The organism is Streptomyces sp. NPDC090499 (assembly GCF_044769305.1).
Classification (GTDB): domain Bacteria; phylum Actinomycetota; class Actinomycetes; order Streptomycetales; family Streptomycetaceae; genus Streptomyces.
The window spans coordinates 337,011-354,251 of sequence record NZ_JBIVXP010000009.1; the positions used below are offsets into that span (position 1 = coordinate 337,011).

A 17,241-nucleotide genomic window follows, 5' to 3' on the forward strand; every position below is an offset into this window, starting at 1 on the left:
TAGGAGAACCCATGGCCGAGGCAGAGGCCCGAACCGCCCCCGACGAGCAGGTCTACCACTACCAGGACGACCGGGACGCCAAGTGCCCCTTCGCCCCGCCGCCCGGACTGCGCGCCCTGAACGAGACGGGCCCGGTGAGCCGGGGCCGGATCTGGGACGGCAGCACTCCCTGGCTCGTCACGGGCCACGCCGCACAGCGCGCCATCCTGTCCGACCCCCGGGTCAGCTCGGACGACAAGCAGGCCGGCTTCCCCTACCCGAACCGGGCCATGGCGGAGACCGCGCACCTGCACCCGCTCACCATCTTCAACGCGGACGGCGCCGACCACACCCGGATCCGCCGCATGATGACCCGGCCCTTCACCCGCCCCCGGATGGAGGCGCTGCGCCCGGAGATCCAGCGGATCACCGACGACCTCATCGACAAGATGCTGGCCGGCCCCAAGCCCGTGGACCTGGTACACGCGCTGTCGCTCCCGCTGCCCTCGCTGATGATCTGCGCGCTCCTCGGAGTGCCGTACGACGACCACGAGTTCTTCCACGAGCACGCCTCCTTCGCCACCCGCAGCGACAAGACCACCGAGGAGCAGAACCGGGCCAACGAGGCGCTCGGCGGCTACCTGGCGGCGCTGCTCCAGACGAAGATGGAGAAGCCGGGCGAGGACGTGCTCTCGGACTTCGCCGCGCGCATCAAGGACGGCGACCTCACCCTCCCCGAGGCCACCCTGCTCGCCATGATCCTGCTGATCGCCGGTCACGAGACCAGCGCGACCATGATCACGGTGGGTACGGCCCTCCTCATGGAAAACCCCGAGCAGCTGGCCAGGCTGCGCGCGGTCGAGGACACCAAGGACGCGGCGCCCGCCGTCGAGGAGATCCTGCGCTATCTGACCGTCGCCCAGTTCGGGCAGCGCCGGATCGCCGCCGAGGACTTCGAGTTCGAGGGCGCCGAGATCAGCGCCGGGGACGGCATCGTCGTCCCGCTGCCCGCCGGCAACTGGGACCCGCAGGCGTTCCCCGACCCGGAGAAGCTCGACCTCACCCGGGACTCGCGCCACCACCACGCCTTCGGCTGGGGCATCCACCAGTGCCTCGGCCAGCAGCTCGCCCGGATCGAACTCCAGGTCGTCTACGGCACGTTGTACCGGCGCATCCCGACCCTGCGGCTCGCCGTCGACCGGGACGACCTCGTCTTCCGGCCGTCCGACGCGCTCGCCTTCGGCATCAGCGAGCTGCCGGTCACCTGGTAGCCGGAGCGGCTTCAAGGCCTATCACCAACCGCCGGTTCCGGCCCGCCCGGACGGGACCGGCGTTCCGTATCCCGCACGCAACCGCCGCACAACAGGAGTCAGGCATGAGCAAGTTGAGCTTCGAAGGACGCGTCGCCGTGGTCACCGGCGCGGGTCGTGGCATCGGCCGGGCCCATGCCCGTCTCCTGGCGGCACGCGGGGCGAAGGTCGTCGTCAACGACCTGGGCGGCTCCATGGAGGGCGACGGCTCGGACGCCGGTCCCGCGCAGAAGGTCGTGGACGAGATCGCCGCGGCGGGCGGCGAGGCCGTCGCGGACACCCATGACGTCTCCACGCCGGCCGGCGGACAGGCCGTCGTCGACACCGCGATCGAACACTTCGGCCGCATCGACGTCCTCGTCAACAACGCCGGGATCATCCGGTACGCGGGCCTGCCCGACATCGACGCGGAGAACCTTGAGCGCCACCTCGCCGTGCACCTCGTCGGCTCGTTCAACACGATGCGCGCCGCCTGGCCGCACTTCGTGGAACAGCGCTACGGCCGGGTCGTGCTGACCACCTCCAGCGGCATGTTCGGCATGGACAACAACCTGTCGTACGCCGCGGCCAAGGCCGGCACGGTCGGCATGGCCCGCAGTGCGAAGCTGGCCGGTGAGCCGCACAACATCAAGGTCAACCTGATCGCACCGGCCGCGATGACCCGCATGGGCGGCGGTCCCGAGGAGGAGCCCGCCGAGGCCGCCCCGGGCATGCCGTACATGCCGTCCGACGCCGTCGCGCCCATGGTCGCCTACCTCGCGCACGAGAGCTGCCCGGTCAACGGCGAGATCTACACCGCAGGAGCGGGCCGTTTCGCGCGCCTTTTCCTCGCCTCCACCGAGGGCTACACCCACGACGGCGGCCCGGCCTCGATCGAGGACGTGGCCGCGAACTGGGAGGCCATCAACGACGAGAAGGGCTACTACGTCCCCGCGGACCTGATGGCGTGGACCGGGGCCTTCCTCAAGCACCAGCTCGGACAGCTCGGGACGGGGGCCGCGTCGTCCTGACCCGTACGGCCAGGATCTGACGCCCTTCCCCCCAGCTTCTCTCTGTCTTCCCTGCTCTCTCGATGCCGCGCGAATTGTGACATTCGCGCGGCATTTTTCTGTTGGTGGGGAAGTGGCCGTCCTCGTCGGAAATTCTCCGGTCCGAAGGATTGATTGTACCGACCGTTAGGTCTACGTTACGTGCGAAGCCGGGCCCACTCCGCATCCCGGTCTTCGCTCGGGCCGACGAGATACGTCGGCGTTCCGGATCGGCCGGCTCACCGCTGCGCCCGTCCGATCTCCCCTCCGGCAAGGCGCTTCAGGCCGTGTCTGTCCGCGGCGGCTTCCCGCGCCCCCGACCGTCCACGGAAGGCCCCCATGTCCCAGACGCAGACCGTTCCGCCGCAGGCGGACGACAGATCCCGCTCCACCACACGCAACGTGCTCGTCGTCGTCGCGCTGTTGTGGACGGTCCAGCTCGTGTCGCTCGTCGCCGCGCTGTCCGGCATCGCCCAGGCCGACGTCGCGATCCACTTCCGGACCACCCAGATCGCCTGGTTCACCCTGATGACCCTGCTGACCGGCACCTTCTTCCTGCCGTTCATGGTCAAGGGCGCCGCCCTGTTCGGGAAGAAGCGCGTCCTGCTCGTCGCCACCGGCCTCGGCTTCGCCGGCGACCTGCTCGCCGCCGTCGCCACCGACTACCGCACCCTGCTCATCGGCCGCGGCCTCGCGGGTGTCTACGCGGCCACGATGCCCATCGGGTACGCCATCACCCGCGACATCTTCCCGCGCCGCTGGGTCGGCATCGCCAGCGGCATCCTCGCCGGCGGCGTCGGCCTCGTCGCCTTCGGCGGACCGTTCCTGGCCGGCTGGCTGCTGGACGACTACGGATTCCGCGGCGTGCTGTGGTTCATGGCCGTCAGCACCGCGGTGAGCTTCGCGATGGTCGCCCTCTTCGTCCCGGAGAGCCCGGTCCGGCAGAGCGCGGGCCGCATGGACTGGACCGGCGGGCTCCTCCTCGGTGCCGGGGTCACCGGGCTCGTGTACGCGGTGGGAGAGGGGGCCGACTGGGGCTGGGGCAGCGGGAAGTTCATCGGCTACGTCGCCGGCGCGGTGGTCGTGCTGATCGCCTTCCTGATCGTCGAGCGCCGGGTGGCCGAGCCGCTGTTCCCGCCGGCCATGACCCGGCGCCGGCCCGTGTGGACCGTGCTGCTGGCCACGTCCGTGGCGGCCGGCTCGCTCAGCGCCGTCGGCGTGGTCATCCAGCTGCTCGTGCTGATGCCGAACATCCCGCACGTCTCCGAGGGCCTCGGCTGGTCCGGTACCCACAACGCCATCGTCACCAGCCCGATCAGCGCGATGATCATCGTCGGGGCCGTGGGCACCGGCTGGGTCGCCCGCCGCGTGGACGCCCGGATCCTGCTGGCCGCCGGTTCCGTGTGCACGGTCATCGGCTACGGCATCGGCACGCACCTGCACCACAACGGCCCCCAGATCGTGGGCTGGGGCGTACTCGCGGGCCTGGGCACCGGCATGGTCGTCGCCGTCGTCCCCATCATGATCATCGAGGTGGTGACGCCGGCCGAACAGGCCCTCGCCAACGGCGCCCAGAACCTCGCGCAGGGCGTCGCCCAGATCATCGTCTCCCAACTGGCCTTCGTGGTCATGGCCCAGCACGGAGTGGTCCTCAAGGGCACCCAGTTCTACCTCGACCAGGGCTTCACCAACGGCCTCTGGCTGGTCGTCGGATGCTGCGCCCTCGGCACGCTCCTGGTAGCGCTCGTGCCGAGGGGCGAGCGGCTCGGCGAGGCCGAGAGCCCGGTCCCGCAGACGGTCTGACGTACGGGCGCACGGGGTGGAGCAGGCTACACCGGGGATCCGGGAGCCCGCTCCATCGTCGCGTCGGGCGGCGGACGGGATCGTGGTCGGCAGAGATCGAGAGCACCTGGCTCTCTGCCGAGGAATTCCGCCGGTGGCCGCGAGCGCGCCGCCGTCAGAAGGGACCGACCCCATGGCCGTCGACCGACGCCGCCGTTTCACCGTCCTCGCCACCACCGCAGCCGCCGTCGCCCTGACCGCCGCCCTCGCCACCGGATGCGATCCCGACAACCCGCTGGACTGCCTCTCCGACGCCGACACGATCGCGGACAGCATCACCGCCATCAACAAGGCGGGTGCGGAAGCGATCGAGGACCCGACGCGGACCGAGGAATCCATCACCGTCATCGAGAAGAACCTGGACAAGATCAACGAAAAGACGGACGACGACAAGGGCCACGGCAAGGTCGACAAGGCGGTCGACGACCTCAACGACGCGATCAAGGACTACAACAGGGCGATCCTGAACGGCGACACCCACCCCGACTCCGGCAGGATCGACGCCGCGGCCGACCGGCTCAAGAGCGTGTGCACGTCCTGACGCGGTCTCCGGGCCCGGCCCCGCCGGAGCCCGGAGACCGCCACCCGAGAGACACTCGTCCTGTGACGAGTGTCTCTAGTGAGGAGTGGCGCATGACCACGGTAGGTATTGCCACCGGTGCCGGTCGCGGGACGGGGCAGGCATGCGCGAACCGCCTGGCCGACATGGTGGACGTGCTGTTGCTCGTCGACCGTGACGAGGCCGCCGTGGCCGCGTTCGCGAAGGACCTGTCGGGTCATGGCGGGCGGGCCGTCGTCGAACCGTTCACGGGGGACACCGCCGACCGCGACGACATGGCCAGGCTGGCTGCGCGGGCCGGGGAACTCGGCACGCTCAGGGCCGTCGCGCACGCCGAGGGCCTCGCTCCGGAAGAGGCCGACTGGCGGGGCATGCTCCAGGCCGACTTCGTCGCGACCGCGCTCGTCGCCGAGGCGCTGCGCCCGCTGGCCGGCGCCGGAACGGCGTTCGTGTACCTGGCCTCCGTGTCCCCCCTGATCGCCCACGTCGACCCCGACCCGGCGGTCGCGGCGGTCCTCGACGATCCGTTGCAGGACGACTTCCTCGACCGGGTCCGCGAGGCGGTGGGCCCGGCGATCGAGGATCCCGCCTGGGCGTACCCGTGGGCCACCTACGGCGTGCACCGCTACGTCCGCGCCGAGGCGGTGCGGCTCGGACCGGTGGGCGCCCGGGTGTGCTCGGTGTCGCCCGGCGCGATCGACACCCCGCAGACGCGCTTCGAGATGGCGCGGCACGCGTCGGTACGGGAGCTCGTCGAGAGCACACCGCTGGGGCGTGTCGGCCGGTGCGAGGAGGTCGCGGCCGTCGCCGCGTTCCTGCTGTCGGACGAGGCGAGCTTCGTGACGGGCGTGGATGTCGTCGTGGACGGGGGGCTGTGTGCGGCGGTGGGGGAGGAGTGAGGTCGTAGCGCTGCGTGGGGAGTGGGGTCGGGGGTGCGCGGCTGCGGGCCGGTGGGGGCTGGTCGCGCAGTTCCCCGCGCCCCTGACGGGACGCTTGAGTCACGTGACGTGCAGCGTGTAGGGCGATTCTCGCTTACGGTATTGGCATTCTCTTTTTGTGCAAGTAGCGTATCCGGGCGATGGATGACTTCGTGCAGACCTCGTCCGGCATCCCGCTGAAGCCGGTCTACGGACCGGCGGACCGGGGTGCCGAGCCGCCCGTGCCGGGTGCCTTCCCGTTCACGCGCGGCAACTACGCGTCCGGGTACCGGGGGCGGCTGTGGACGCTGAGGCAGTACTCGGGGTTCGGCACCGCCGAGGAGTCGAACCGGCGCTACCGCTATCTGCTGGAACAGGGCGGGACGGGCCTCTCCGTGGCGCTCGACCTGCCCACCCAGTGCGGTTACGACTCCGACGACCCGGAGGTGAGCGAGGAGGTCGGCCGGGTCGGGGTCGCCGTCGACACGCTGGCCGACGCCGAGGTGCTGTTCGAGGGCATCCCGCTGGACCGGATCAGCACCAGCTTCACCATCAACGGCACGGCGGCGATCCTGCTCGCGTTCTACGTGGCCGCCGCCGAACGCCGGGGAGTTCCCCGGGCGAAGCTCACCGGCACCATCCAGAACGACATTCTCAAGGAGTACGCCTCCCGGGGCACCTGGATCTGGCCGCCCGAGCCGTCGCTCAGGCTCATCGCCGACACCATCGAGTTCTGCGCCGCCGAGGTGCCGAGGTTCAACGCGATCTCGGTGGCAGGCGCGCACTTCCGGGACGCGGGCGCCAACGCCGTGCAGGAGATGGCGTTCACGCTCGCGGACGGGGTGACGTACTGCGACACCGTGCTGGAGCGCGGCCGGATGACGATCGACCAGTTCGCCCCGCAGGTCTCCTTCTTCTTCTACACGCACGGAGATTTCTTCGAGGAGATCGCCAAGTACCGTGCGGGGCGCAGGCGTTGGGCGTCCATCGTGCGCGAGCGGTACGGCGCCGCGTCCGACAAGGCGGCCATGTTCCGCTTCGGGTGCGTGGCCGGGGGCGCCTCGCTGTACGCACCGCAGGCCCGCAACAACACGGTCCGGGTCGCCTACGAGGCGCTCGCTTCCGTCCTCGGCGGCGTCCAGTCGATGTTCACCGCCGCCTGGGACGAGCCGTTCGCCCTGCCCAGCGAGGAGTCGGCGACCCTCGCCCTGCGCACCCAGCAGATCCTCGCCCACGAGACCGGCGTCGCCCGGGTCGCCGACCCGCTCGGCGGCTCCTACTTCGTCGAGGCCCTCACCGACGCCACCGAGGAACGGATCGTCGAGATCATGGCCGACCTGGAGGCGCACGGCGGCATGGTCCGGGCCATCGAGGACGGCTATCTGCAGGGGCTGATCGCCGACGAGGCCTACCGGGTCCACCAGGAGGTCGAGGCCGGCACCCGCCCGGTCGTTGGCGTCAACCGGTACGTCGACGCGCACGAACCCGCCCCGGAGATCGCCACCTACGAACTCGACGCGCGGGGCCGCGAGACCCAGCTCAAACGCCTCGCCCGCGTCCGGGCCGAACGCGACCCGGCCGACGTCCGGGCCCGGCTGGCCGCCCTCTCCCGGGCCGCCGAGGGCACCGACAACCTCATGGGCCCCCTGATCGACTGCGCCAACGCCTACTGCACGGTCGGCGAGATGGTCGCGGCGCTGAAGAACGTGTGGGGCGAGTTCCGGCAGCCGGTGGTGTTCTGATGGGGATCCGCGTGCTCATCGCCAAGCCCGGCCTGGACGGCCACGACCGGGGCGCCAAGATCGTCGCGCGGGCCCTGCGCGACGCGGGCTTCGAGGTCGTGTTCACCGGCATCCGGCAGCGCGTCGACGACATCGTGGCCACCGCCGTCCAGGAGGACGTGGCGATGGTCGGCCTCAGCATGCTCTCCGGCGCGCATCTCGCGCTGACGGCGAAGACGGTCGAGGCGCTGCGGGCCGCCGACGCCGGGGACATCGCGGTCGTCGTCGGCGGCGCCATTCCGCCCGCGGACGTCCCGCGGCTCAAGGCCGCGGGTGCGGCGGGGGTGTTCCCCACCGGCACCCCGCTGGACGTCGTGGTCGCCGAGGTACGCGCCCTCACGGCGTCCCCCTGAATCCCCTGACTTTCCCCCGGCTCCTCGCAGGAGCGGGGCCCGCACCCGGACAGCTGGAGGGAACGTGCGGATCGGTGTCATGATCGGGCCCGAGCGGGGCGACTCCGCCCGCAAGGCGGCACGCATGCTCGCGGACGTGGGGTGGGCCGAGTCGGCGGGCCTGGACACCGCCTGGATCCCGCAGGTCCCCACGGACTTCGACGCGTTGACCGCCGTCGCGCTGATGGGTGCGCGCACCTCGCGGATCGAACTGGGCACCGCCGTCGTACCCCTCCAGGCCCAGCACCCCATTGCGCTCGCCCGCCAGGCCCTGTCCACGCAGGCGGCCACCGGCGGACGGCTCGCGCTGGGCGTGGGCCCCTCGCACCACTGGATCGTCCAGGACATGCTCGGCCTGCCCTACGAGCGCCCGGCCGGGCTCACCCGCGACTACCTCGACATCCTGGACGCGGCCCGCCGCGGCCCCGGCCCCGTCGACGTCGAGAACGCCACCTACACCGTCCACAACCCGCTCGACCTCGGCCCCGTCGCACCCCTGCCGGTCCTGCTCGCCGCCCTCGGCCCGGTCATGCTGGCCCTCGCGGGCGAGCGGGCCGACGGGACGGTGCTGTGGATGGCCGACGAGCGGGCCGTCGCCGAACACGTCGTCCCCCGCATCACCAGGGCCGCCGAGGCCGCCGGACGTCCGGCACCACGCGTCGTCGCCGGTATCCCGGTCTGTCTGTGCGGCCCCTCCGAGGTCGACGCGGCGCGGGAACGCGCGAACCGGATTCTCGGCGAGGCGGAGATCTCGCCCAACTACCAGCGGCTGCTGGAGTACGGCGACGCCAAGGACGTCGGCGACCTGTGCGCGGCCGGTGACGAGGCGGCCGTCGCCGCCCGGTTCCGGCGGTTCGCGGACGCGGGCGTCACCGACCTCTCCGTACGGCTGCTGCCCCTCGGTGACGGCCGCGAGGAACTGGTCGCCTCCAAACGCCGTACCCGGGAGATGATCGCCGGTCTCGCGGCGGAGTTCCGGTGAGCCCCGGACCGCTTGCCGGGCTGCGTATCCTGGAGGTCGGCCACATCCTCGCGGGCCCCTTCGCCACCATGCTCCTCGCCGACCTCGGCGCCGAGGTCACCAAGATCGAGCCCCCCGGCGGCGACCTGTCCCGGCAGGTCGGCGACGCCTACTTCGCCAGCATCAACCGCAACAAGCGCAGCATCCGCCTGGACCTCACCACCGGGCGAGGGCAGTCCCGGCTCGGCGAGTTGGCCGCCGACGCGGACGCGCTGCTGGTGAACCTCAAGCCGTCGGTGATACGGCGCCTGGGCCTCACCTACGACGCTCTGCGCCGCTTCAACGAGCGGATCGTCTGCGTCGCCGTGACCGGGTACGGGCTGGACGCGGGCGACGACCCGGCCTTCGACTACGTCATCCAGGCCGCGACCGGCGTCGCCGCGCTCACCGGGGACCCCGACGGGCCGCCGACCCTGCCCGGCTACTCCTCCGCCGACAACTCGGCCGCCCTGACGGCCGCGTTGGGGCTGCTCGCGCAGATCGTGTCCGGGCGCGGCGGCCAAGTGGAGGTCGCGCTGCGGGACGTGATGCTCGCGCAGCTCAACTACCGCGCCGCCGCCTACCTCAACGACGGCGTCGCACCGCGCCGCATGCCCCACGGCGCCCACTCCTACTACGTACCGGCCCAGCTCTTCCCCACGGGCGACGGGTACCTGGCGCTGTTCGTCACGCACGACGGCTTCTGGCGGGCCTTCGCCACCGAGGCCGGGATCGACGGCTTCCCGACGATGGCCGAGCGGGCCGCCCGCCGCGACGAGGTCCTCGCCGCCGTCACCCGGGCCCTGGCCGCCGACACGGCCAAGGGCTGGGAGGCGCGGCTGCGCCCGCTCGGCGTCCCGGCGGCGGCCGTGCGCACCCTGCCCGAGGCGCTGGACGCCACCCCGGAGATGATCGTGCGGGCGGGCGGCTTCCGGCTGGTCGGCAGCCCGGTCCGGGTCGCCGGATACCAGCCCGAGTTCCGGCCGCCGCCCCGCCTCGGCGAACACGGTTCACTCGTAGTGGACGGTGACTGACCCGTCGTCCGGCACGCCCTGGCAGGTGAGGACGTAGCCCTCGGCGACCTCCTCCTCGGTGAGGACGTCGTTCACCCGCATCGTCACGCTGCCCTCCGTCACCCTGGCCATGCAGGTGGCGCAGTTGCCGGCCTCGCAGGAGAACGGCGGGGTGAGACCGGCCCGGCGGGCGCTCTGCAGGAGGGTCTCGTTCGGGTGCTTGGGCACCGAGACGCGGGCGCCGCCGAGCAGGACGGTGACGGTCCCGGTGTCCTCGGGCGCCTCGGTGCCGTTGACCCCGGCCGCGGGCACGGGCGCACCGCCGCCGAATCGCTCGCTGAAGACCCGCCCCGGACCGGGCAGCGCCGCCTCCACGAGCTCCATGAAGGGCTCCGGCCCGCACAGGTACGCGTCCGCGCCGGTGTCCGCCCCGACGAACTCCCGTATGCCGTCGGGGTCCAGGAACCCGCGCTCGGCATCGAAGTGCCGTACGACCGTCAGCCGCCCCGGGTATCGGGCGGACAGCTCCTCCAGCACCGAGCGGAAGATCGCCGCGTCCCGGTCGCGGTCGGCGCAGAGCAGCCGGACGCTCCGCCCGGTGCCGGCGAGGGCGCTCTTGGCCAGGGAGAGGATCGGGGTGACACCGCTGCCGCCGCTGAAACCGAGCAGCGGTGTCCCGGCCGGGCGTAGGCAGAACTTCCCGCGGGGTTCGGTCAGTTCGAGCTCGTCGCCCTCGCCGACGCGGTCGAGAAGCCAGTTGGAGACCTTGCCCCCGGGGACGCGCTTGACCGTCGTCGTCAGCTCGGCGTCGGACTCCGGAGCACTCGACATCGAGTACGAACGCAGCAGGTCCCGCCCGTCGACCCGGACCCGGAACACGCAGAACTGCCCGGCCAGATAGGTGAACGGGCCGTCGTGCGGGTCCAGCACGAAGGTCCGGGCGTCGGCGGTCTCCTGGACGATCTTGACGACGGTCGCACGCCGGAACAGGGCCGGGCTCGCCATGGACGCCCTCCTCAAGCTCTGGTATCAAGGTTCTGTCCAAATGAGAATACTATTCTCACCTGGCAGAGGGGACCCTCTCAACGAGCGGGAGCCGGAGATGACCGAACGGGCCGCGCTGGTCTTCGAGAACCGGGAGTACAGCCGCGCCGAACTGACGGCGCTCGCGGACGGGTTGGCCGGGACACTGGCCCGGCGGGGCCTGCGGGCGGGGCAGCGGGTGGCTCTGATGTCGTCCAACCGGCCCGAGTTCGTGATCGCCGTGCAGGCCGTCTGGCGGCTGGGCGCCGCGGTCGTCCTGCTCAGTCCGGCCTGGAAGCGCGGCGAGGTGGAACACGCCCTGGCCGTCACCGAGCCGGACCACGCCGTCGGCGACCACCCGGTGCTCGGCGGCCTGATGCCGATGCTGGACCTGGACACGACGATCACGCCGGGACGGGCGTACGAGGTGCCGGTGGACCAAGACGCCGACGCGGTGCTGGTGTTCAGCTCGGGCACCACCGGGATGCCCAAGGCCGTCCGGCACACCCACGGCTCGCTGGCCGCCGCCGTCCGCCACTGGCGGGACGCCCTCGGCCTCACCGCCCGCGACCGCGTACAGATCGCCACCCCGCCCTCGCACATCCTGGGCCTGCTCAACATCGTCACGGCCCTCGAAACCGGCGCGCGGCTGCGGCTGCACCGCCGCTTCGACCTGGACCGGCTGCTGCGCCACATCGAACTCGACCGCATCACCGTGGAGATGGCCGTCGCCCCGATCGCGCTCGCCCTCGCCTCCCACCCGAAACTGGAGTCCTACGACCTGTCCTCGCTGCGCTACATCATGTGGGGCGCCACGCCGGTGACCCCGAGCATCGCCGAGACGGTGACCCGGCGGACGGGCGTCCGCTGGGTGCCCGCCTACGGGGCGAGCGAACTGCCGGTCATCGCCTGCAACCCGCTCGACGGGGCCCGGCTGGACACGCCCGGCCGTCCCGTGCCCGGAGTACGCCTGCGGGTCGTCTCGCTGGACACCGGGGAGCCGGTCGGGCCTGGCGAGACCGGGGAGATCGAGGTGCGCTCCGCGTCCCTGATGGCCGGCTACCTCCCGGCCGAGGCCACGGCCGACGCCCTCCACGACGGCTGGTACCGCACCGGTGACGTCGGCAGTGTCGACGCGGACGGCTGGGTGTGTCTCACCGACCGCTCGAAGGAGATGATCAAAGTGCGGGCCTTCCAGGTCGCCCCCGCCGAGGTCGAGGCCGTCCTGCACGGTCATCCGGCGGTCGCCGACTGCGCGGTGTTCGGGGTTCCCGACGGCGCCGACGGAGAGGCCGTCGTGGCGGCGGTACGGCGGGCCGCACCCGTCGAGGCCGCCGAACTCGTCGACCTGGTCGGCAGCCGGCTGGCCTCCTACAAGCGACCCCGCCGCGTGGAGTTCGTGACCGAGATCCCGCGCCTGCCCTCGGGGAAGGTGCTGCGGCGCGTGCTGAAGGAACAGCTTCTCAAGGAACAGCTTCTCAAGGAACAGCTTCTCAAGGAGCGCGATGGACGTACGGCTGACAGCTGAGCAACGCCAACTCCGTGACGCGGCCGCTCGTTTGGCCGCCGACCTGGGGCCCGGCTCGGTCCTCGCGCTGGACGACGCCGACCGGATCGCCAGGCTGGAGAAGGCGGTCGGGGCGACCGGCTGGCGGGCGCTGCGCTCGGACGGCGCCTCCGGGGTCGAAGTGGCCCTGGTGGTGGAGGAGTTCGGGCGAGGGCTGGTCGACGTGCCGTTCCTCGGGCCGGTGCTCGCCGATGCCCTGGCTCCCGGGCTCTCCTCGGCGACCGTGGCCGTCGCCGTGCCCGGCTCGGCGACCGGTTCCCTGACCGGACGGGCCTGGGACACGCGCGGCATGCGACAGGCTCTCGCCCTCGTGGGCAACCGGGTGCTGTCCGCCGGGATCGGCCCCCTCGCCGCCGGCGCCGATCTGACCCGCCGCACCGCCGAACTGCGCGGCACTCCCGCGGGCATTGGCACGATCTCTGCCGAAGCGGCCCACCGCTGGAGGGCGTTGACCCTGGTCGCCACCTCCGCCGACCTCCTCGGCACGGCTCGCGGCGCGCACACCCTCGCCTGCGACTACGCCAGGATCCGCGAACAGTACGGCCGGACGATCGGCTCCTACCAGGCCGTCGCCCATCTCCTCGCCGAAGGACTGGCCCTGATCGAGGGCTCGGTCAGCGTCCTGCGGCACGCGGCCTGGGCCGTCGACGAACTGCCGCCCGCAGAGGCGCTCAGGGCCGCCCGGATCGCAAAGCTCTACTGCGCCCGCGCCGCCCGCACCGTCTGTGAGACGGCCGTCCAGGTGCATGGCGGCGTCGGCAACACCTGGGAGTGCCTGGCCCATGTCCATCTGCGCCGGGCGCTGACGTCCGCCGGCCTGTTCCCCGTACGCCCGGAGGAGATCGACCGTGGACTTTCGTGACTCGCCCGAGGAGGCCGCCTTCCGCGACCGCCTGCGCACCTGGCTGGCCGAGCACGCCGGCGCCTTCCCCACGTCCGGCGACGCGTACTGGGCCCGCCAGGGCGACTGGCACCGCGCCCTGCACGCGGCCGGATTCTTCGGCCTCTCCTGGCCCAGGCGGTACGGCGGCCACGACCTCCCGCCGGTCTACGACGTCATCCTCGACGAGGAGTTGGTCCACGCCGGGGCCCCGGCCCGCCCCAGCCTCGGCTATCTCGTCCAGGGCCTCGGCCGGCACGGCAGCGAGGAACTGCGCCGACGCTTCCTGCCCGGCATGATCGACGGCACCGAACGCTGGTGCCAGGGCTTCAGCGAACCGGGCGCCGGCTCCGACCTCGCGTCCCTCACCACCACCGCCACCCGCGACGGCGACACCTATGTGGTGAACGGCCACAAGATCTGGACCAGTTACTCCGACGTCGCCGACTGGTGCCTGCTCCTCGCCCGCACCGACCCGGACGCACCCCGCCACCGGGGCATCTCCGCGTTCGTCGTCGCCATGGACCAACCAGGTGTGGAGCAGCGTCCGTTGAAGATGATGAGCGGGGTGACCAAGGAGTTCGGGCAGGTCCTGTTCGACGGCGCGACCGTGCCCGCGGACCAGATGGTCGGCGCGCCGGGGGAAGGCTGGGCGCTCGCCATGACGGTCGTCGGACACGAACGTGAACCCTCGACCCTCGGCTTCTCCGCCCGCTACGGGAAGATCGTCGGCGACCTCGTGGCGCGCACCCCGGGCACCCCGCCGCCCGAGCTCGCCTGGGCGGTCGTGGAGACGGAGATGCTGCGCCTGCACGTGCGCCGCAGGCTCTCCGAGCAGCTCGACGGCGTCTCCCACGGCCCCGAGGGCTCCCTGGACAAGCTCCTCATGACCTGGACCGAGCAGACGGTGGGCCACGCGGCCCTGGCCGTCGGCGGCAGCGACGACCCGGAGCTCCTGCACACCTACCTCTACAGCCGCGCGCAGAGTGTCATGGGCGGCACCTCGCAGATCCAGAAGAACATCATCGCCTCGCGGATCCTCGGACTGGGAGCCTGACATGACGGACAGTCAGCACAGGTACGGCATGCCTGCGGAGATCGAGGTCCGCGCGGACGGGCCGTTGCGGATCATCACCCTCAACCGGCCCGACGCGCTCAACGCCGTCAACGACCCGCTGCACACCGGCCTCGCCCGGCTCTGGCCCCGGCTCGCCGACGACCGGGACGCGCGGGCCGCCGTACTCACCGGAGCGGGAAAGGCGTTCTCGGCGGGCGGTGACTTCGGGTATCTCGACGAGATCAGGCAGGATCCCGACCTGCGGGCCAGGGCCATCGCCCACGGCCGGGACCTGGTCCTCGGCATGGTCCGCTGCCGGGTTCCTGTCGTCGCCGCCGTCAACGGCCCCGCCGTGGGCCTGGGTTGCAGCCTGGTCGCGCTCAGTGACATCGTCTACATGGCCGAGTCCGCCTACCTCGCCGACCCGCACGTCCAGGTCGGCCTGGTCGCGGCCGACGGCGGCCCGCTCACCTGGCCCCTGCACACCAGCCTGCTGCTCGCCAAGGAGTACGCGCTCACCGGTGCCCGTATCCCGGCCGAGAAGGCTGTCGTCCTCGGCCTGGCCAACCACGTCGTGGCCGACCCGCTCGCCGAGGCCACCGCCTGCGCCAAGCGGATCGCGGGACTGCCCCGGCAGGCGGCGGAGAGCACCAAACGCCTCCTCAACCTGCACCTGGAACGCGCGGTCCTCGCCACCCTCGACTACGCCACGACCGCCGAGGAGCAGTCCTTCCAGACCGACGACTTCAGGGACACCCTCGCCCGCCTCACCAACCGGGAGAAGTGACCGGCCGCCCCAGGGCGGGGCTCACTTCGGCGGGAAGCGCAGCGCCCCGTCCAGGCGGATCACCTCGCCGTTGAGGTAGTCGTTCTCGCAGATGTGCTGGACGAGAGCGGCGTACTCGGGGGAGCGGCCCATCCGCCGGGGGTGCGGGACCTGCGGCCCCCAGTACTCCTCCAGCTGGTCGCCGGCCTTGCCGTAGGCGGGCGTCAGGAACGTGCCCGGCGCGACCGTGACCACCCGGATGCCCAGCGGGGACAGGTCGCGGGCGGCCACCAGGGTCATGGCGGCGACCCCACCCTTGGCCGCCGCGTACGGCAGCTGCCCGATCTGGCCCTCGTACGCCGCGATGGAGGCGGTGTTGACGACGACCCCCCGGCCGCCGTCCTCGTCCACCGGTTCCTGCCGGGCCATCGCGGCGGCGGCCAGCCGCAGGACGTTGAAGACGCCGGTCAGATAGATGTCGACGGTCCGCCGGAACCCGGCGAGGTCGAGCGGTTCACCGTCCCTGCCGACCAGCCGACCGCCGCTCGCCGGACCGCCGTGCACGTCCACGGAGATCCGCAGCGGGCCCAGCGACTCCGCCTCCCCGAGCGCCGTACGCACCTGGCCCTCGTCGGTGGCGTCCGTGCGCACGTACCGGACCCCCAGCTCCTCCTCCAGGGCCTTGCCCTTCTCGTCGGCGAGGTCGGCGACGACCACGGACGCTCCCGCCGCGTGCAGCCGGCGGACGGTCGCCTCGCCCAGACCCCCGGCCCCGCCCACCACGACCGCCGACGCCCCTTGAACCCGCATCGCGACTCCCCTCCCAGGGATACATGGTTCTAGTATGAGGAGAGTAGCATTCTCGCAGTGTGCTGAGATCCCTGTCCGGCCCGCCGAGTTGGAGACCTCCATGCCCGAGGCAGTCATCGTGTCCGCCCTGCGCACCCCCGTCGGCACCGCCCGCAAGGGGACCCTGCGCGACACCACCGCCTTCGAACTGGCCCACCACATCGTCGAGGCCGCCGCGGCCGGGCTCGACCCGGACCGTGTCGACGACGTCATCCTCGGCGAAGGCCTCTACGGCGGCGGCGTCCTCGCCCGGCACGCCGCCCTCACCACCGGCCTCACCGGAATCCCGGGGGCCGCCGTCAACCGGCACTGCGCTGCCGGCCTGGCCGCCGTCGCCGACGCCGCCGCGAGCATCCGCGCCGGGATGGACGACCTGGTGATCGCGGGGGGCGTCAACTCCGCCTCCACGGCCCCGAAGTCCGCCTTCCGCGTCGACGGCGCCTGGGTCGAGCCCTGGATGCCGCCCACCCATCCCGACCGCCCGGACGCCCCCAACAACGACATGTCGATCACCATCGGCTGGAACGTCGCCCAGCGCGCCGGCATCAGCCGCGAGGAGATGGACGCCTGGGCGCTGCGTTCGCACCGCAACGCCGTACGCGCCATCGACGAGGGCCGGTTCGACGCCGAGACCGTCCCCGTCGGCACCCCGCACGGCTGCTTCGCGGTCGACGAACACCCGCGCCGTGACACCTCGTTGGAGAAGCTCGCCGCGCTCAAGCCGCTGCACCCGGAGATCGACGGCTTCAGCATCACCGCGGGCAACGCCTGCGGCGGCAACGACGGGGCGGCGGCCCTGGTCGTCGCGAGCGAGGTGACGGCGACCGCCCAGGGCCTGCCCGCGCTGGCCACCGTACGGTCCTGGGCGTCCGTCGGCGTGGACCCCGCGGAAACCGGGCTCTCACCCGTCAAGGTCATCCCGAAGGCACTCGCCCGCGCCGGCCTCACCACCGCGGACGTCGACCTCTACGAGATCAACGAGGCCTTCGCCTCGGTGACCGTGGCCGCCGTCCGCCTCCTCGACCTCGACCCCGACCGGGTCAACGTCAACGGCAGCGGCTGCTCCCTCGGTCACCCCGTCGCCGCCACCGGCGCCCGCATGCTCGTCACGCTCGTGCACGAACTGCGCCGCCGGGGCGGCGGGATCGGCGTCGCGTCGATGTGTGCCGGGGGCGGGATGGGGTCGGCGATGGTGGTGGAGGTATCGGCGCCCTGAGACCGGCAGCGGGGGCGGCGCGGCTCCGGCGGGCGGGTCACGTCGGTGCCGCGGCGCTGCTC

Annotated in this window: 16 protein-coding genes; 14 read left to right on the forward strand and 2 right to left on the reverse strand. The window is 72.2% G+C overall.

Annotated elements, in window-relative coordinates:
* The first annotated feature begins 11 nt into the window (after window positions 1–11).
* The 9 genes from ACIQVL_RS31175 to ACIQVL_RS31215 all read left to right on the forward strand — a co-directional run bounded on the left by ACIQVL_RS31175 (window position 12) and on the right by ACIQVL_RS31215 (window position 9,842).
* On the forward strand, window positions 12–1,250 hold the full coding sequence (locus tag ACIQVL_RS31175; protein WP_403476992.1) for a cytochrome P450: 1,239 nt from the start codon (window positions 12–14) through the stop codon (window positions 1,248–1,250).
* 104 nt (window positions 1,251–1,354) lie between these two features.
* On the forward strand, window positions 1,355–2,299 hold the full coding sequence (locus ACIQVL_RS31180) for an SDR family NAD(P)-dependent oxidoreductase (protein WP_403438745.1): 945 nt from the start codon (window positions 1,355–1,357) through the stop codon (window positions 2,297–2,299).
* A 357-nt stretch (window positions 2,300–2,656) separates the two neighbouring features.
* Window positions 2,657–4,120, forward strand: a complete 1,464-nt coding sequence (locus tag ACIQVL_RS31185) for an MFS transporter (RefSeq protein ID WP_403476993.1) — start codon at window positions 2,657–2,659, stop codon at window positions 4,118–4,120.
* Between the two features lie 172 nt (window positions 4,121–4,292).
* Window positions 4,293–4,700: a hypothetical protein gene (locus tag ACIQVL_RS31190; RefSeq protein WP_403476994.1), complete on the forward strand. Its 408-nt coding sequence runs from the start codon at window positions 4,293–4,295 to the stop codon at window positions 4,698–4,700.
* A 92-nt stretch (window positions 4,701–4,792) separates the two neighbouring features.
* Window positions 4,793–5,617, forward strand: a complete 825-nt coding sequence (locus ACIQVL_RS31195; RefSeq protein WP_403476995.1) for an SDR family oxidoreductase — start codon at window positions 4,793–4,795, stop codon at window positions 5,615–5,617.
* A 179-nt stretch (window positions 5,618–5,796) separates the two neighbouring features.
* A complete protein-coding gene (locus ACIQVL_RS31200; RefSeq protein ID WP_403438735.1) occupies window positions 5,797–7,377 on the forward strand; it encodes a methylmalonyl-CoA mutase family protein in 1,581 nt (526 codons plus the stop codon).
* Window positions 7,377–7,769: a cobalamin B12-binding domain-containing protein gene (locus ACIQVL_RS31205; RefSeq protein ID WP_403476996.1), complete on the forward strand. Its 393-nt coding sequence runs from the start codon at window positions 7,377–7,379 to the stop codon at window positions 7,767–7,769. The genes ACIQVL_RS31200 and ACIQVL_RS31205 overlap by 1 nt, the downstream gene beginning before the upstream one ends.
* 64 nt (window positions 7,770–7,833) lie before the next feature.
* Window positions 7,834–8,790 (forward strand): TIGR03564 family F420-dependent LLM class oxidoreductase, encoded by a 957-nt coding sequence (locus ACIQVL_RS31210; RefSeq protein WP_403438731.1) that lies wholly within the window; start codon window positions 7,834–7,836, stop codon window positions 8,788–8,790.
* Window positions 8,787–9,842, forward strand: coding sequence for a CaiB/BaiF CoA transferase family protein (locus ACIQVL_RS31215; protein WP_403476997.1), 1,056 nt, complete (start codon window positions 8,787–8,789; stop codon window positions 9,840–9,842). Before ACIQVL_RS31210 ends, ACIQVL_RS31215 begins: the two co-directional genes overlap by 4 nt.
* Here the strand turns inward: ACIQVL_RS31215 and ACIQVL_RS31220 are convergent.
* Entirely contained in the window at window positions 9,819–10,826 is a 1,008-nt protein-coding gene (locus ACIQVL_RS31220) for a 2Fe-2S iron-sulfur cluster-binding protein (RefSeq protein WP_403438726.1), read from the reverse strand. The genes ACIQVL_RS31215 and ACIQVL_RS31220 overlap by 24 nt on opposite strands.
* A gap of 97 nt (window positions 10,827–10,923) precedes the next feature.
* Here ACIQVL_RS31220 and ACIQVL_RS31225 point away from each other — a divergent pair, with 97 nt between their 5' ends.
* The 4 genes from ACIQVL_RS31225 to ACIQVL_RS31240 are packed head-to-tail and all read left to right on the forward strand — an operon-like array spanning window position 10,924 to window position 15,135.
* On the forward strand, window positions 10,924–12,372 hold the full coding sequence (locus ACIQVL_RS31225; protein WP_403476998.1) for a class I adenylate-forming enzyme family protein: 1,449 nt from the start codon (window positions 10,924–10,926) through the stop codon (window positions 12,370–12,372).
* Window positions 12,350–13,273: an acyl-CoA dehydrogenase family protein gene (locus tag ACIQVL_RS31230; RefSeq protein WP_403476999.1), complete on the forward strand. Its 924-nt coding sequence runs from the start codon at window positions 12,350–12,352 to the stop codon at window positions 13,271–13,273. Before ACIQVL_RS31225 ends, ACIQVL_RS31230 begins: the two co-directional genes overlap by 23 nt.
* Window positions 13,260–14,348 (forward strand): acyl-CoA dehydrogenase family protein, encoded by a 1,089-nt coding sequence (locus ACIQVL_RS31235; protein WP_403477000.1) that lies wholly within the window; start codon window positions 13,260–13,262, stop codon window positions 14,346–14,348. Before ACIQVL_RS31230 ends, ACIQVL_RS31235 begins: the two co-directional genes overlap by 14 nt.
* A 1-nt stretch (window position 14,349) precedes the next feature.
* The gene (locus ACIQVL_RS31240) at window positions 14,350–15,135 is read left to right on the forward strand and encodes an enoyl-CoA hydratase/isomerase family protein (protein WP_403477001.1); all 786 of its coding nucleotides are present in this window, start codon (window positions 14,350–14,352) and stop codon (window positions 15,133–15,135) included.
* 21 nt (window positions 15,136–15,156) lie between these two features.
* On the opposite strand, the gene ACIQVL_RS31245 is transcribed toward ACIQVL_RS31240, so the two are convergent.
* Entirely contained in the window at window positions 15,157–15,924 is a 768-nt protein-coding gene (locus ACIQVL_RS31245) for an SDR family NAD(P)-dependent oxidoreductase (protein ID WP_403438715.1), read from the reverse strand.
* Window positions 15,925–16,024: 100 nt separating this feature from the next.
* Here ACIQVL_RS31245 and ACIQVL_RS31250 point away from each other — a divergent pair, with 100 nt between their 5' ends.
* A complete protein-coding gene (locus ACIQVL_RS31250) occupies window positions 16,025–17,179 on the forward strand; it encodes a thiolase family protein (protein ID WP_403477002.1) in 1,155 nt (384 codons plus the stop codon).
* The last annotated feature ends 62 nt before the right edge of the window (window positions 17,180–17,241 follow it).

What these genes read in the sequence shown, in the direction of transcription:
- ACIQVL_RS31175 (WP_403476992.1), top strand. Translation starts at nt 12, where the DNA reads ATGGCCGAGGCAGAGGCCCGAACCGCCCCCGACGAGCAGGTCTACCAC.
- ACIQVL_RS31180 (WP_403438745.1), top strand. Translation starts at nt 1,355, where the DNA reads ATGAGCAAGTTGAGCTTCGAAGGACGCGTCGCCGTGGTCACCGGCGCG.
- ACIQVL_RS31185 (WP_403476993.1), top strand. Translation starts at nt 2,657, where the DNA reads ATGTCCCAGACGCAGACCGTTCCGCCGCAGGCGGACGACAGATCCCGC.
- ACIQVL_RS31190 (WP_403476994.1), top strand. Translation starts at nt 4,293, where the DNA reads ATGGCCGTCGACCGACGCCGCCGTTTCACCGTCCTCGCCACCACCGCA.
- ACIQVL_RS31195 (WP_403476995.1), top strand. Translation starts at nt 4,793, where the DNA reads ATGACCACGGTAGGTATTGCCACCGGTGCCGGTCGCGGGACGGGGCAG.
- ACIQVL_RS31200 (WP_403438735.1), top strand. Translation starts at nt 5,797, where the DNA reads ATGGATGACTTCGTGCAGACCTCGTCCGGCATCCCGCTGAAGCCGGTC.
- ACIQVL_RS31205 (WP_403476996.1), top strand. Translation starts at nt 7,377, where the DNA reads ATGGGGATCCGCGTGCTCATCGCCAAGCCCGGCCTGGACGGCCACGAC.
- ACIQVL_RS31220 (WP_403438726.1), bottom strand. Translation starts at nt 10,826, where the DNA reads ATGGCGAGCCCGGCCCTGTTCCGGCGTGCGACCGTCGTCAAGATCGTC.
- ACIQVL_RS31225 (WP_403476998.1), top strand. Translation starts at nt 10,924, where the DNA reads ATGACCGAACGGGCCGCGCTGGTCTTCGAGAACCGGGAGTACAGCCGC.
- ACIQVL_RS31230 (WP_403476999.1), top strand. Translation starts at nt 12,350, where the DNA reads ATGGACGTACGGCTGACAGCTGAGCAACGCCAACTCCGTGACGCGGCC.
- ACIQVL_RS31240 (WP_403477001.1), top strand. Translation starts at nt 14,350, where the DNA reads ATGACGGACAGTCAGCACAGGTACGGCATGCCTGCGGAGATCGAGGTC.
- ACIQVL_RS31245 (WP_403438715.1), bottom strand. Translation starts at nt 15,924, where the DNA reads ATGCGGGTTCAAGGGGCGTCGGCGGTCGTGGTGGGCGGGGCCGGGGGT.
- ACIQVL_RS31250 (WP_403477002.1), top strand. Translation starts at nt 16,025, where the DNA reads ATGCCCGAGGCAGTCATCGTGTCCGCCCTGCGCACCCCCGTCGGCACC.